General features: G+C 70.6%; 15 protein-coding genes and 1 tRNA gene. 8 read left to right on the plus strand and 8 right to left on the minus strand.

All coding sequences use genetic code 11. The features are described 5' to 3' along the window. Positions 1-49: 49 nt before the first annotated feature. Positions 50-1144, minus strand: coding sequence for an ABC transporter permease (locus tag AB4079_RS05550; RefSeq protein ID WP_441786299.1), 1095 nt, complete (start codon positions 1142-1144; stop codon positions 50-52). Between the two features lie 95 nt (positions 1145-1239). Here AB4079_RS05550 and AB4079_RS05555 point away from each other — a divergent pair, with 95 nt between their 5' ends. The 3 genes from AB4079_RS05555 to AB4079_RS05565 are packed head-to-tail and all read left to right on the plus strand — an operon-like array spanning position 1240 to position 4213. After that, positions 1240-1839: a TetR/AcrR family transcriptional regulator gene (locus AB4079_RS05555; protein WP_441786300.1), complete on the plus strand. Its 600-nt coding sequence runs from the start codon at positions 1240-1242 to the stop codon at positions 1837-1839. A 41-nt stretch (positions 1840-1880) separates the two neighbouring features. Continuing rightward, positions 1881-3047, plus strand: a complete 1167-nt coding sequence (locus tag AB4079_RS05560; RefSeq protein WP_441786301.1) for an acyl-CoA dehydrogenase family protein — start codon at positions 1881-1883, stop codon at positions 3045-3047. A 53-nt stretch (positions 3048-3100) separates the two neighbouring features. Then, on the plus strand, positions 3101-4213 hold the full coding sequence (locus AB4079_RS05565; RefSeq protein ID WP_441786302.1) for an aminopeptidase P family protein: 1113 nt from the start codon (positions 3101-3103) through the stop codon (positions 4211-4213). Between the two features lie 21 nt (positions 4214-4234). Here AB4079_RS05565 and AB4079_RS05570 read toward each other — a convergent pair whose 3' ends face one another. After that, complete coding sequence (locus tag AB4079_RS05570) at positions 4235-4669, minus strand: DUF3054 domain-containing protein (RefSeq protein WP_441786303.1); 435 nt, start codon at positions 4667-4669, stop codon at positions 4235-4237. 188 nt (positions 4670-4857) lie between these two features. Between AB4079_RS05570 and AB4079_RS05575 the strand changes: the two genes are divergently transcribed. Beyond that, positions 4858-7758, plus strand: coding sequence for an aminotransferase (locus AB4079_RS05575; protein ID WP_441786304.1), 2901 nt, complete (start codon positions 4858-4860; stop codon positions 7756-7758). Here AB4079_RS05575 and AB4079_RS05580 read toward each other — a convergent pair. Further along, positions 7697-8683 carry a LysR family transcriptional regulator ArgP gene (locus tag AB4079_RS05580; RefSeq protein ID WP_441786305.1) on the minus strand — a complete coding sequence of 329 codons (987 nt, stop codon included), beginning with the start codon at positions 8681-8683 and terminating at the stop codon, positions 7697-7699. The genes AB4079_RS05575 and AB4079_RS05580 overlap by 62 nt on opposite strands. A 69-nt stretch (positions 8684-8752) precedes the next feature. On the opposite strand from AB4079_RS05580, the gene AB4079_RS05585 reads away from it, so the two are divergent. After that, positions 8753-9352 (plus strand): LysE/ArgO family amino acid transporter, encoded by a 600-nt coding sequence (locus tag AB4079_RS05585; RefSeq protein WP_441786306.1) that lies wholly within the window; start codon positions 8753-8755, stop codon positions 9350-9352. A 78-nt stretch (positions 9353-9430) separates the two neighbouring features. On the opposite strand, the gene AB4079_RS05590 is transcribed toward AB4079_RS05585, so the two are convergent. From AB4079_RS05590 to galU, 4 genes are all read right to left on the minus strand, one after another. After that, a tRNA-Ala gene (locus AB4079_RS05590) sits at positions 9431-9506 on the minus strand. Between the two features lie 58 nt (positions 9507-9564). Then, a complete protein-coding gene (locus AB4079_RS05595; protein ID WP_441786307.1) occupies positions 9565-10659 on the minus strand; it encodes a hypothetical protein in 1095 nt (364 codons plus the stop codon). Between the two features lie 110 nt (positions 10660-10769). Next, entirely contained in the window at positions 10770-11432 is a 663-nt protein-coding gene (locus tag AB4079_RS05600; protein ID WP_441786308.1) for a GNAT family N-acetyltransferase, read from the minus strand. 22 nt (positions 11433-11454) lie between these two features. Next, entirely contained in the window at positions 11455-12435 is a 981-nt protein-coding gene (galU, locus tag AB4079_RS05605; protein ID WP_441786309.1) for a UTP--glucose-1-phosphate uridylyltransferase GalU, read from the minus strand. 59 nt (positions 12436-12494) lie between these two features. Here galU and AB4079_RS05610 point away from each other — a divergent pair, with 59 nt between their 5' ends. From AB4079_RS05610 to mscL, 3 genes are read left to right on the plus strand one after another with little or no spacing between them, the layout of a single operon-like run. Continuing rightward, on the plus strand, positions 12495-13079 hold the full coding sequence (locus tag AB4079_RS05610; protein ID WP_441786310.1) for a 5-formyltetrahydrofolate cyclo-ligase: 585 nt from the start codon (positions 12495-12497) through the stop codon (positions 13077-13079). Positions 13080-13116: 37 nt separating this feature from the next. Next, a complete protein-coding gene (locus AB4079_RS05615) occupies positions 13117-13443 on the plus strand; it encodes an FmdB family zinc ribbon protein (protein ID WP_441786311.1) in 327 nt (108 codons plus the stop codon). Between the two features lie 33 nt (positions 13444-13476). Further along, positions 13477-13914 carry a large-conductance mechanosensitive channel protein MscL gene (gene mscL / locus AB4079_RS05620; protein WP_441786312.1) on the plus strand — a complete coding sequence of 146 codons (438 nt, stop codon included), beginning with the start codon at positions 13477-13479 and terminating at the stop codon, positions 13912-13914. Positions 13915-14567: 653 nt separating this feature from the next. Here the strand turns inward: mscL and AB4079_RS05625 are convergent. Then, entirely contained in the window at positions 14568-14750 is a 183-nt protein-coding gene (locus AB4079_RS05625; protein ID WP_441786313.1) for a hypothetical protein, read from the minus strand. Positions 14751-14778 lie beyond the last annotated feature (28 nt).

Raw genomic sequence — 14778 nt, forward strand, 5'->3', positions numbered from 1 at the left:
GGTCATCGGCGGACGTACATCACTCCGCGGGCACGTCACACCGCGGCCATCACACCGCGGCCTCGGTCACCTCCTGGTCGCGGAAGTGGCCCGCCAGCATCGCGATCACACCGACCGCTGCCCAGCCGAGCAGCACCAGCCAGGCGAACGAGCTGTCCGCGTCCGGGAAGTAGGACAGGTCCCGCAGCAGGGTGACGGAGGCGCCGGGGACGAACCACTGCCCGATCGCACCCCAGGGACCGACCATGAACTGCAGCGGCTGGGCGGCCGCGGACAGCGGGTTCCCGACCAGGACGGTCAGCACAGCGCCCACCGCGATTCCGGCGCGCCCGATCAGCGCGTTCATCCCGACGATGAAGGCCGCGGTCGCGAACATGGAGAGGCTGACGGCCAGCGCATTCGGCCAGAAGTCGCCCTGAAGGATGCCGAACCAGCCCTGCAGGATGCCCGTCACCGAGAGTCCCCCGACGACCGCGTAGGCGCCGACGGCGACGAGTCGGCGCCGGCTTCCGGCGACGAGGAGCGAGATGAGCACTCCGCCGAGCATCCCGCCGAGGACGAGCGGGAAGGAGGCAGCGGTGAGTCCGAGCCCGCGGGAATCCGTGGATGCGAGCGGGACGATGTCGGTCACCTTTACGGTGATCGTCGGCGCCTGCGTGCCGACCGGGGCCCGGTCCGCGGCGATGGCCTGCCGCACGGCGGCATCGGCCTGCTGCTGCGCCTGCGCCTGGATCTTCGAGGCGACCTGGCCGAGGATCTGGCTGACGGCGGCGCCGTTCGCGGAGGCGGTCAGCACCTCGGGCGCGTCACCGAGCACGATGGCCCCGTAGACGTCACGGGTGCGGATGAGCTCCACGGCCTCCTGCCTGCTGGACACGGCGGTCACGTCGAAGGCACCGTGGGCGGCCGTGTCGAGCTGCTTTTCCACCGCGCTCACGGTGGCCGGGTTTCCGGCGACCGCGAGCGGCAGATCCTTCACCGTCGAGGTGATCGTCGGCCAGAGGAACGCGAGGAGCACGACGACGACCGCTGCCGCCGCTCCGACGGCGAGCAGCAGCGATCGGACCCAGGAGGTGTGCGGCGGCTTCGCGGTGGGCCGGGCGGCTGCCGATGTGGGGTCGTTACGAACGGGTGCGGTGATCATGATATCCTCCAAAAACGAATGCTCGTTCTTTATCGTGATCCTTCCATCCGCTATTGTCAAGAACGATCATTCTTTTTGCGAGACGGGAGCGGCCCTTGCCGAAAGTCACCGAGGAGCACCGCACGGCGAGACGCCGCCAGATCACGGATGCCGCGCTGCGCTGCTTCGCCCGGACCGGCTTCCAGCAGACCTCGATGGCGGACATCATCGCCGAGTCCGGGCTGTCGGCCGGGGCCATCTACGGCCACTACAAGAGCAAAGAGGACCTCGTCGAGGCGACGGTCACCGACGTGCTCGACGCCCGCTTCGTCGATCTCGCCGAAGCCCGACGGCGTGATCCGCAACCCTCCCCCGCGCAGCTGGTCGGGCTCCTGGTCCACGGACTGACGGCGCAGATCGGCGACCTGCAACTGCTGCTCCAGGTGTGGGGGCAGGTGCCGATCAACCCCGCGCTCGCCCGGCTGGCGGCGCACATCGGTACGCGGATCCGGACCATGCTCGGCGACTACCTGGCCGAGTGGTACCACCGCTACCGCGGATTGGACGTCGAGAGCGCCCGGCGCGCGGCAGACGACGACGTCGCCCTCTATGTCGGGATCGTGCAGGGCTACGTGGTCCAGACCGTCCTCTTCGACGACTTCGACGGCGAGCACTACCTCGCCGCAGTCGAGCGGATGGAACTGCGCGGCAGCTGACGCCTGTCACGTCGCGGCCAGGCTCGCCTAGTGTGAGGAGGGTGACCGAGCACGACACCCCCGGGCCCCTCTCCGACGAACTGCTGGAACGCATCCGGCAGCGCGCCGCCGACTACGACCGCGACAACCGCTTCTTCACCGAGGACTTCGCGGAGCTGGCCGACGCCGGCTACCTGCGCGCTCTGGTCCCGACCGAGCTCGGTGGGCTCGGGCTGACCCTGCAGCAGACCGCGCGCCTCCAGGTCCGGCTCGCCGGCGCGGCACCCGCCACGGCGCTCGCGGTCAACATGCACCTGGTGTGGACGGGGATCGCGAAGACGTTGCGCGATCGGGGCGACGACTCGCTGGAGTTCGTGCTGCGCGAGGCCGGCGCCGGCGAGGTGTTCGCGTTCGGGCTGAGCGAGGCCGGCAACGACCTCGTCCTGTTCGGGTCGACCACGGAGGCCAGACCGGAGCCTGACGGCTCGTACCGCTTCCACGGACGCAAGATCTTCACCTCGCTCTCCCCGGCGTGGACACGGCTGGGCACCATGGGCCTCGACAGCACGAGCCCGGACGCGCCGAAGATCGTCTACGGCTTCATCGAGCGCACCGGCGGCGGGTTCGAGATCCGCCAGGACTGGGACACCATCGGGATGCGCGCCACCCAGAGCAATACGACGGTGCTCGACGGCGCCCGGGCTCCGGCGGATCGCGTCGTGCGACGGCTCGACCCGGGTCCCAACCCCGACCCGCTCGTCTTCGCCATCTTCGCGAATTTCGAGATCCTGCTCGCGGCGGTCTACACGGGCATCGGCGCCCGGGCGCTGGACCTCGCCGTGGCGTCCGCTCACCGGCGCACCAGCCTCAAGAACGAGGGGCGGAGCTACGCGAACGACCCCGACATCCGCTGGCGGGTGGCGGAGGCGGCGATCGAGCAGGACGCACTGCTCCCCCAGCTGGATGCGCTGGCCGGGGATGTGGATGCGCTCGCCGACCACGGACGGCTGTGGTTCCCGAAGCTGGTCGGGCTGAAGGTCCGGGCGACCGAGACGGCCCGGCGGGTGGTCGACCAGGCCATCCGGGTGTCGGGCGGCTCCACGTTCTTCGCCGGTAGCGAGCTCGGCCGCCTGTATCGGGATGTGCTGGCCGGAATCTTCCACCCGTCCGACGCGGAGTCGGCGCACAACACCGTGGCGAACGCCTGGCTGGGGCCGGTCGAGGAGTAGCCCCGGAGCCGAAGCAGAATCGCCCAGCAGGAGCCGGGAGAGACGGAGTGACGATGCAGCAGATCACTGAGCAGCATTTCGCCGAGCGACTGGAGCGCGGGGCGCGGCAGGCGCGCGCCGCCGGGTTCGACGGCCTGGTCGTCGCACCCGGCCCGGACCTCGCGTACTTCGCCGATTACCTCCCGGTCGCGACCACGGAGCGCATCACCCTGCTGGTGATCCCGGCCGAGGGCGGACCGGCCATGCTCGTCCCGGCGCTTGAACACGGCGGCGCTGCGGAGACACGCGCGGCCGGGGCGATCCGGCTGGTCGACTGGTCCGACGGCGAGGACGAGTACGTCCCGGCGGCGGCCCTGCTCCAGGAGGAGGGACGCTACGCGATCTCCGACGCGACCTGGGCGATGCACCTGCTCGGCCTTCAGGACAAGCTCCCGGACGCCCGATTCGAGGCCATCTCGCACGCGCTCCCCCTGCTGCGTGCGATCAAAGGGGCGGATGAGGTGGATCGGCTCGCCGCAGCCGGCGCAGCAGCCGACGCCACGTTCGAGGACATCGTTCGGCTTCCATTCGCCGGACGCTCAGAGCTGCAGGTCGCCGCAGACCTGGACCGCCTGCTCCGTGAACACGGACACGAGCAGGTCGACTTCACGATCGTCGCGTCCGGGCCCAACGGGGCCGACCCGCACCATGAGCCGGGCGAGCGGGTCATCGCCGACGGCGACATGGTCGTGCTCGACTTCGGCGGTCTGCTCGAGGGTTACGGCTCCGACACGACCCGGACCGTGCACGTCGGTGAGCCCAGCGACGAGGAGCACGAGGTGTTCGACGTGGTCCGCCGGGCGCAGCAGGCGGCGTTCGAGGCGGTTGCCGTCGGCGTTCCCTGTCAGGAGATCGATCGGGCGGCCCGGGCGGTGATCCGGGAGGCCGGGTACGGCGAGTTCTTCATCCACCGGGTCGGCCACGGCATCGGTGTGACGACGCACGAGCCGCCGTACCTGGTCGAGGGAGAGGAACGGCCCATCGAGGCGGGGATGTGCTTCTCGATCGAGCCCGGAATCTACCTGCCCGGCCGGTTCGGAGTCCGGATCGAGGACATCGTGGTGGCTGCGGAGGACGGCGCGCACCGGCTCAACAACTCGAGTCGCGAGCTGCACCTGGTCGGGTGACCGCCGCAGTCGAAGGAGCTGCTACGCGCGCAACTGCGCCTGCTGCGTCCCCTGCGCCCCCTGTGCGCGCTGCGAGCGCCGTGCGAGGCGCCCCCTCCGGCGCGCGATCGGCAGCGCGACCAGCCGCCAACCGACCAGGAACACCCCCAGGACGACGGCCGCGACCGCGATGAACGAGGGCTGCACGCCCTGGCCTGCGGAGGTGCGGATCAGCATCCCGAGCGCCACCGTCATCAGCCAGATCGGGATGCCGGACCAGACGATGGAGAGCGGACGCCGCCACGCCCAGGTGACCAGCCAGCCGGTGACCAGTGCCACCAGGAATGGCCACAGCGTGTCTACGATGCCCTGCACCGAGTTCGCTTCGCTGTGACTCCGGCGGCCCACCATGACGAAGAGGGTCACGAGGGCCACGTCGATGACGAATGCGACCAGCGCGGTCCTCCAGGGCTTCACGCGTTCAGGCTACGCGGCGTCGCCCGTACGTTCGCTGGGCGGAACCCGTGCTGATACTGACCGTTATCGAGAATCGCCACATAATCCACAATCGGCAGCCTGTCCACAGATCGCGAGATCGCTGGACACGGCGTCGGTACCCCCTCAATAGACTGACGAACAGCCGCCACCCGAGCCTTGGAGCCCCGTTGTCGAACTTCGATTTCCTCACCCAGCCGGGGCTTCCGCGCCCTGATGTCACGTCCGACGACGCCATCCGGATCGCCGGGGCCCGGTTCGGACTCGAGGGTCGGATCACCGAGCTGGGCAGCAACCAGGACCGCAACTTCCGCATCGATACCGGCGATGAGCGCTTCGTGCTCAAGCTCGCCAATCCGGTCTTCTCGGCGGATGAGCTTCGTGCGCAGAATGCCGCCCTTGCCGTGCTCGCCGAGTCGGGAATCCGCATCCCCGAGGTCGTCGTCTCGACGGAGGGCGACGAGCTGGTCGAGGTCGAGGTGCGCGGGGCCACCCTGCTCGCGCGCGTCCTGCGTTACCTCGAGGGCGAGCCGCTCACCGACGTCGGGCGGCCGAGCCGCGAGCAGTTGCGGACGCTCGGTGCACTGGCCGGCCGCGTCGCGGGCGGTCTGGCGGAGCTCCGGCATCCGGGTCTCGACCGCACCACCCAGTGGGATGCACGGATCAGCGGCGAGGTCGTCGAACTGCTGCTGGAGCACGTCGCGCAGCCGGCGAAGCGAGCCGTGGTGAGTGAGGCGACGGATGCGGCCCTCGCCCGTCTCGATCCGCTGCGCGGGCGGCTCCGCGTGCAGGCGGTGCACGGCGACGTCACGGATGACAACATCGTCCTCGGCGACGACGGCCCCGGTGTGATCGACTTCGGCGACGTGTCCGACGGATGGCTCGTCGCCGAGCTGGCCGCGACGGTCGCCAGCGCGCTCCATCACGTCCCGGACGAGCCGCTGTCGGTACTGGATGTCGTCCAGGCGTTCCACACCGAGGCGCCTCTCGACGACGCGGACCTCTCCGCCCTGTGGCCGCTCGTCGTGCTGCGCGGCGCGGTGCTGGTGGTCAGCGGCGAGCAGCAGGTCGCGCTGGAGGCCGACAACGTCTACGCCGACGAGAACCGCGCGCACGAGTGGGTCGCCTTCGACGTGGCCCGCCGCCTCGACGCCGCCGAGATGGAGACGCTGATCCGCGGCCGACTTGCAGGTCTGAGGGGTCCGGTGCAGCCCGACGAACCGAGCGCCTCCTCCGCGGTTGCTTCCGGCCGACTGGTGGCAGTGGACTCCACCTCGGTGAACCTCGCCGACCTCTCCGTCACCTCGCGTGATCTCGACGCCGGCGCGTGGCTCAGCTCGGAGGCGGAGGACACGGAGCTCGCCCGCGTCTGCCGCGAGCACGGTCACGCGATCACCCGCTACGGCGAGGCCCGACTGACCCGCGCCGGCATCGACCGCTCCCTGCCGTCCGCCACGATCGCACTGGGCGTGACGGTGGAAGCGCCGACCGGCCTCCCTGTCACCGCTCCGTTCGCCGGTGAGCTTTCGCTCGCCGAAGGCTCGTGGCTGCTCCGCGGCGAGGGAGTGGAGCTGTGGCTCGACGGCCTGACGCGCCCGCTCACCACGGCGACCGTCTCAGCGGGCGACCAGATCGGCAGCGCCGTCCGCCTGACCGCGCAGCTCAGCACCGTCCCCGGCCACCGGCCTCCCGCCTTCGTGACGCCGTCTCTGGCGTTCTCCGAGTGGATGGCGGTCTCCCCCGACTCGTCGGCCCTGTTCGGCATCGCGACCGCCGTCGCCGCTCCCGACCCGGAGGCCGCGCTCACTCGCCGGGAAGAGTCCTTCGCCGACGTGCAGGAGCACTACTTCGCGCATCCCCCGCTGATCGAGCGCGGCTGGCGCCACCACCTCGTCGACACCCACGCCCAGAGCTACATCGACATGGTCAACAACGTGACCCAGATCGGCCACGGACACCCCCGACTCGTGGAGGCGGTTCGCGACCAGTGGGCGCGCCTGAACACCAACTCGAGGTTCCACTACGAGGAACTCGCGCGCTTCACCGAGCGCCTGGCCGAGATCGCGCCGGACGGGCTCGACACCGTGTTCCTCGTGAACAGCGGCAGCGAGGCGGTCGATCTGGCCCTCCGCCTGGCGCAGGTCCACACGAACCGGCGGACCATCCTGGCGGTCACCGAGGCGTACCACGGCTGGACCATGGCCGCCGATGCCGTCTCCTCCTCCCTCGGGGACAACCCGCGGGCGCTGGAGACCCGGCCGGACTGGGTGAAGCTGGTCGCAGCCCCCAACTCCCTCCGCGGCAGATACCTCGGCCCCGACTCGGCTGCCGCGTACCTGGCCGACCTGGATGCCGACCTCGACGGCCTCGACGCCTCCGGAACCGAGGTGGCCGGCTACATCGCCGAGCCGGTCTTCGGCAACGCCGGCGGTCTGATGCTGCCGGACGGCTACCTCGCGGGGGTTTACGAACGCGTCCGGGCTCGCGGCGGCGTGTGCATCGCGGACGAGGTCCAGGTCGGCTACGGCCGGCTGGGGCACTACTTCTGGGGCTCGGAGCAGCAGGGAGTCACTCCGGACGTCATCACGGTCGCCAAGGCGATGGGCAACGGCCAGCCGCTCGGCGCGGTGATCACCCGGCGTGAGATCGCCGAATCCTTCGCCGCGGAGGGCAGCTTCTTCTCCTCCGCCGGCGGCAGCCCGGTCTCGGCGGTCGTCGGCCTGACGGTGCTGGATGTGATGCGAGACGAGGGCCTGCAACAGAACGCGGCGACCGTCGGCGACCATCTGGCCGGCCGCCTGCGCGAACTGGGCGAGCGGCATCCCCTGGTCGGTGCCGTCCACGGCATGGGCCTGTACCTCGGGATGGAGCTGGTCCTCGACCGCGCGACCCTCCGTCCGGCGACGGCCGAGGCAGGCCAGGTCTGCGAACGGATGCTGGCGGAGGGCTGCATCGTCCAGCCGACCGGCGACTACAGGAACGTGCTCAAGATCAAGCCGCCGCTCTGCATCACCCGCGAGAGCGCGGACCGCTTCGCGGACGCGCTCGATCTCGTCCTGTCGACGCTGTAGCGCCCGTCGGGCGGAGCACCCGGGCGGCTTCCTCGGCGATCGCGCCGGCGACCGCGTCGAGCGCGGCCGACCGCAGCGACCACTGGTGCCAGTAGAGCGGCACCTCCTCGACCCGATCCTCGTCCAGCACCACGAGCGAACCGTCCGCGACGAGGGCGTCGGCCTGCAGGTCGGGCAGCATCCCCCATCCCATCCCCAGAACGGCGGCCTCGACGAACTGCGTGGACGCCGGGATGAAGTGGCGCGGCGGCCGGGCGGCCGGCGCGAACCCGTCGAGGTAACGGTCCTGCAGGGCATCCTTCCGGTCGAACACGAGCACCGGCGCCACCGCCGCGGCCCGGGAGCCCCAGCCGCCCGGGCACCAGCGGGCGACGAACGCCGGGCTCGCCACCGCGCGGTAGACCATGGACCCCAGCGCGCGGGCCGTGCACCCCTGCACGGGCTCGGCGTCCGACCCGATCGCCGCCAAGGCTGTCCCGTCACGCAAACGATCGAGCGTGTGCTCCTGGTCGTCGAGTACGAGCTCGAACGCGAACGCGTACGGGATGCGCTCCAGCCTCGCGAGGGCGGGCAGTACCCAGGTGGCCAGCGAGTCGGCGTTCACGACGAGCGGGACAGCGACGCGCGGGACGGCGAGCGGCGAGCCGTCGGCACGGGCAGATTCGTGGTCACCGGCGAGCGCTGCGTCCGCCTCGGCTTCGAGAAGCGCCAATTGGCGGGCGAGCCGAAGCAGGACGCTTCCAGCGTCTGTCGCCTCGACCGGCTTGCTCCTCCGCACCAGGACCCGGCCGCTCTGCTCCTCCAGCGCCTTGATGCGCTGACTCACCGCAGACGGAGTGATGTGCAGCAGGGACGCAGCGGCCTCGAACGTTCCGCCGTCCACGACCGCGGCGAGGGTGCGCAGGTGCTCGACGTTCGCCGACATGAAGCAAGGCTAATGCACGATAAGAAACCTGAGCTGTACTGATCCAATTCCGACCCGTAACGTCGTAGCGTGCTCGCGACCTTCCTCACCGGCCTGGGCTCCGCCGCCTCCCTCATCATCGCCATCGGCGCGCAGAACGCGTTCGTGCTCCGCCAGGGTCTCCGCCGCCAGCACGTGCTGGCCGTGGTGGCCATCTGCGTGCTGAGCGACGCGATCCTGATCGCCGCCGGCGTCGCCGGGATCGGGGTGCTCGTGAAGAACGCGCCGATCGCTCTGCAGATCGTCCGCTGGGCCGGCTTCGCCTTCCTGATCGGGTACGCGATCTACGCCGCGCGACGCGCGCTCAAGCCGGAGTCGCTCACCGCCGCCGGCGCCGTCGCGGGCTCGCTGGCCGCAGCCGTCGGCACCTGCCTGGCCATCACCTGGCTGAACCCGCACGTGTACCTCGACACGGTGCTGCTGCTCGGCTCGCTGTCCGCGTCGCACGGCGACCCCGGGCGCTGGGTCTTCGGTGCGGGCGCGGCCACCGCCAGCCTGCTCTGGTTCTGCCTGCTCGGGTTCGGCGCGCGCTTCGCCGCCCCGGTCTTCGCCAAGCCGATCGCCTGGCGCATCCTGGACGGCGGCATCGCCCTGCTCATGCTGGTGCTGGCGGTGCTGCTGGTGGTGTGACGCGGCACGACCAGAGCGTCCGCGGACAACCGGCGGACAAGCAGAAAGGCCGCCCGATTCGGGCGGCCTTTCCGGTGGTGGTGGAGCTAAGGAGATTCGAACTCCTGACCTCTTCGATGCGAACGAAGCGCGCTACCAACTGCGCCATAGCCCCGGGGAACTGCTTAGAAAGACTAGCACCCTCCTCGCGTCACGTCGAAATCGCGAGGCGCTCAACTGGCGGCCCGGCGGCGGCGCAGGACCGCGTCCAGATCGAGGCTTCCGGTGTCCGACCCGTCGAGCAGACCCATGCTCGCGTAGCGGCTCGGAACGGCTGCGCCAGCCACGGAATCAGCCGCCATACGAGCGGACGGCACGGCCTCAGCCGCCGGCGAAACGTCGACGCGGGCGACCGGACGCAGCGGAACCGGCGCAGCCACCGGTGCCGGCTCGGACTCCGCCGCCTTGCGCTCGAACTCCGCGCGGGCGGCCGCCCGGCGCAGTTCGGCGGCGGCATCCACCGACGCCATGGCGGCAGCGGCGACGGTCCCCGGCGACAGGTGCAGCGGCTTCGGCAGCGGGCGCGGCGTCCAGCTCTGGCGCAGGCGCTCCTGCACCGGCAGGTCGTGCTGCGCGTCGTCGTACAGTTCGGGTACGACCTGCGAGGTGCGCACCATCGGCTGGGAGGCTGCGATGGGACGCTGCGGTCGCGCCAGGCGGCCCAGCATCCACCCGGAGAGGATGACCGCTCCGGCGGAGATCGCGGCGAGCAGCCAGGCGCCGGTCTCGAACATCACGACCGCTCCGCCGACGAAACCGGCGAGGCCGGCGACGAGCACGAGAGTCGAGAGGGCACGGGTCCGGCGCAGTCGGCGCCGGCGCTGCGGGGAGAGCGGCACGGTCGCCGTGGCGGTCGCGAGCACCCGGGCGCGCTGCGCCGCGGCGGCGCGAGCGGCGCGCTCCATGGCGATGGCGTCGGCGGCGGCCCGCTCGGCCTCCTCGGCGGCGCGGCGGCGCTCCTCCGCGATGGCCTGCTCGCGGCGGGCATGCGCGGCGGCCTCGGCCCGGGCGGCGGCGAGGGTCTTCTGCTCGGCCCGGCGCAGGATGCGCTGCTGCTCGGCGACCGTACGCGCGGTCGCCTCGACCCGCACCTCGTCGGGCAGCTCACTGGTCTCGGCGAGGATGCGCAGCGTCTGCTGCAGCCGCACGGCGTTCCGCTCCGTCGCCAGGTATTCACGGCGGCGCAACCACACCGGGACGAGGTAGGCAAGCCAGAGGGCGGCCGCTATGGCGACGACGACCCCACCGCCCATCACATCCCCGTTCATGCCTCTAACGGTAGGGGCGGCGGGCGCCCGGTCCGCGTCACCGGGAAGGGTGTGTCCCGCGATCCAGAGTTCTCTCAGCGAATACAGCGGCCGGGTTCAGCGCGAGGCCGTCACCGCTGACGCGCGACCGGCAGCGGGATCGCCGCGGCCGCGCGGTCCTCGGCGGGGATCACCGCGGCATCCAGCGGCACGTTCCCGTCCAGCCAGCGACGGAGGACTCCCTGGCTCAGCTCCTCCGACACCAGGCCGAAGCAGAAGTGGTCGCGCCAATCCCCGTTGATGTGGATGTAGCGGCGCCGCAGACCCTCGTAGCGGAAGCCCAGCTTCTCCACCACGCGCAGGCTCGGGGTGTTCTCGGGCCGGATGCAGATCTCCATCCGGTGCAGCCCCAACTGGTAGAAGCAGTAGTCCGTCGCCAGCGCCACAGCCGTCGGCGTGATGTTGTGCCCGGCGAACTCCTCGGCGACCCAGTACCCGATCGTCGCGCTCGACAGCGACCCGTACGCGATCGACGAGACGTTCAGCTGGCCGGCGAGCCTGCCATCCCACTCGACGATGAACGGCAGGCCGTGCCCGGCGCGCGCGTTCGCCAGGAGCGACCGGATGCTCGCCCGGGTGTCGAACGACCCGGGCGCGTACGGGCTGGTCGCCTCCCACTGCCGCAGCCAGCCGCGGTTGTCGAGAAGGGAACGCTCCAGCGGGCGCGCGTCGCGCAGGCGGATGGGACGCAACCCCACGCGGCCCTCGCTGAGGGTGGGGACCACGATGGCCACAGACTCCTCCTTCAGCCGACCGTCAGCGGGACCGGTCGGCGAGCGTCTGGATGGGGCCGGTCGGGTCGGCCGGCATCTCCTGCACGTACTCGTCGGGGGCGTCCGCCGTGAGGCCTGCGGCGAACTCCCGCAGCCACGGCCGAAGCTCGGGACCGAGGTCTTCGCGGTCGGTCGCCAGGCGCACGATCGCCTTGATGTAGTCGAGGCGATCGCCGGTGTCGTAGCGGCGGCCTCGGAAGACGACGCCGAAGACGCCGCCCGTCCAGTCCGGCGCCTCCGCCATCGACTGCAGAGCGTCGGTCAGCTGGATCTCGCCGCCGCGGCCCGGCTCCGTGCGCTCCAGGACGTCGAAGACCTCCGGGCGCAGCACGTAGCGGCCGATGATGGCGTAGTTGGAGGGAGCGTGCTCCTTGTCCGGCTTCTCGACGAGGCCGGTGATGCGCACCACGTCGTCCTCGTCGGTCGCCTCGACGGCCGCAGCGCCGTAGAGGTGGATGGAGTCGGGGTCGACCTCGAGGAGGGCTACCACCGACGCGTGGCGCTCCTCCTGAACCTGCAGCATCCGCCTGAGCAGGTCGTCGCGCTCGTCGATGATGTCGTCACCGAGCAGCACGGCGAACGGCTCGCCACCGACGTGCATCTTCGCGCGCAGCACAGCGTGGCCGAGACCCTTCGGGTCGCCCTGGCGGACATAGTGCATGTCAGCGAGAGCGGTCGAATAGTTGACCTTGTCAAGCCGGTCGGTGTCGCCCTTCTTGGTGAGCATCGCCTCCAACTCGGCGTTGCGGTCGAAGTGGTTCTCGAGGGCGTTCTTGTTGCGGCCCGTGATCATCAGCACGTCGTGCAGCCCGGCGTTCACGGCCTCCTCGACGACGTACTGGATGGCGGGCTTGTCCACGACCGGCAGCATCTCCTTGGGCATCGCCTTGGTGGCCGGGAGGAAGCGTGTGCCGAGGCCGGCTGCGGGGATCACTGCTTTCGTAACGCGGTCGTGATTTGCCATGCCGCCTACAGTATCCGCAATTCGGCGGTGCACAGGATGGCATCTCTTAGGATTGCCCTATGGACCCGGACACTGCCGCTCATCGCAAGCGCGCCCTGCGCGCGGAGCTCCGCGAGCGACGGCAGAACCTCACCACGACCGAACGCCAGGGTGCGACGGCCGGTATCACCCGCAACCTCGTCGACCTGGCCACCGACCTCTCGGTGCGCAGCGTCTCCGCCTACCTCTCCACCAACATCGAGCCGGACACCCGCCCGTTCCTCAACTGGGCGCACAGCCAGGGCGTGCGGGTGCTGCTGCCGATCTCGCGGGAGGACGGCCTCCTCGACTGGACCACCGGCGACGGCGAGACCGAGACCGAGGGGCTGTTCGGGCTCCCGGAGGCGGTCGGTGACCTCCTCGGACCGATCGCGATCAACGACGTCGACCTCATCCTCGTGCCCGCCGCCGCCGTCGACGCGACGGGTATGCGGATGGGATGGGGCCGCGGCTACTTCGACAAGACCCTCGGGAGCATGGAAAAATGTCCCCCGGTGTACGCCGTCCTGTTCGACGGTGAGCTCGTGGACGAGGTACCGCGGGAGCGCCACGACCAGCCGGTCGACGGCGCGGTCACGCCCACCCGCATCGTCCAATTCACCTGACCTCCACCACCTGACACCGAAGCGCAGCGGAAGAAGAATGCCCACCTACTCCTACACGTGCCGCGACTGCGGCCACGCCTTCGACATCCAGCAGGCCTTCACCGACGACGCCCTCACCTCGTGCCCGAACTGCGGCGGCTCGCTCCGCAAGGTGTTCGGCGCGGTCGGCGTGACGTTCAACGGCTCCGGCTTCTACCGGACGGACTCGCGGGGCGGGGCGAAGTCGCCGGCCGCGGCGGGAGGCGCTTCGTCGGGATCGGGGTCGTCGGGATCCGGATCGGGGTCGTCGGATTCGGGTTCGTCATCTTCGTCTTCGTCGTCTTCGTCGTCTTCGTCATCGTCGTCCTCCGGCTCGGCCGCGTGACCCCGCACCTCCCCTCCCCCGAAAGGATCGGTCTTGCTTAAAGGCTTCAAGGAGTTCATCCTCCGCGGCAACGTGATCGACCTGGCCGTCGCGGTCGTCATCGGCGCCGCATTCACCGCCGTCGTCACCTCGATCGTCACGAACCTGATCAATCCCCTGATCAGCTCGTTCTTTACCGCCAGCTCCCTCGATAACGCCATGGTGGTGACCCTCAACGACTCTCAGATCAAGTTCGGCGCGGTCCTCGGCGCCATCATCAACTTCTTGATCGTCGCTGTCGTCGTGTTCTTCGTCTTCGTCTACCCGATCAACCAGTTGAAGAAGCGTGCCGAGCGCCTCCGGAGCAAGGGCGTCGTCGAGCCGGACGCTCCGATCACCGAGCTGGACCTCCTCACCGAGATCCGCGACCTCCTACGCTCGCAGCAGGCCCCGCCGCAGCCCGCCGGCAAGCACGCCGACCCGCTCCCGTAACCCTCGCCGCTCGGCGCTCGGCGTCGAGGTGCTCGTAGATGCACCCGGTCCCGGCGTGTCGCGCGCAACTGCGAGCACCTCACGTCACTGTCGCGACCGAGCGCGGGTCACCAGTGCGGCGACTCGTGAGTCGATGCGCCTATCCCGCGCGAGTCGCGACATGTAGTCGCAACTCGGCGGGTGGGACGGAAGGCCCCCTCCCGACCACGGACCCGACCCACGCAACCGGCTCGCGAGTCGTGAGTCGTTGCTGCTACCCGACGCGAGTTGCGACATGTAGTCGCAACTCGGCGGGAGGGATGGTGCGCCCGCGCCCCAGCCACCGACCCGACCGCGCGGGCCGGCCGACCTGCCGCGAGACGTGAGTCGATGCGCCTATCCGGCGCGAGTTGCGACATGTAGTCGCGACTCGGCGGAAGGGACGGTGCGCCCGCTCCCGCGCCGACGACCGGACTGCGCGGGCCGGCCGCGAGACGTGAGTCGATGCGCCTATCCGGCGCGAGTTGCGACATGTAGTCGCGACTCGGCGGAAGGTCGGCGCGCGACGCGGGACGCGGGACGCGGGACGCGCGACGCGGGACGCGCGACGCGCGACGCGGGACGCACGACGCGCGACGCGCGACGCGGGACGCGCGACGCGGGACGCGCGCGGGTCACCAGTGGGGCGGGACGTCGCGGCGCAGCTGCTCGTCGTTGGACGACCAGGTCGGAGCGTTGTCGGAGTCGGCGGGCGGCGCGTCGGAGTCGGCCGGCTCGGTCCGCGGTGACGGGTCCGAACCGGGCGCGCCCGGGCGCTGCACGCGGCGGTGCGGTCGTCTCCCCGGTGTCTCGCTCACCCATCCAGCCTAAGGCCGCCCGAGAAGA

Source organism: Leifsonia sp. 2MCAF36 (assembly GCF_052115525.1).
GTDB lineage: Bacteria > Actinomycetota > Actinomycetes > Actinomycetales > Microbacteriaceae > Leifsonia.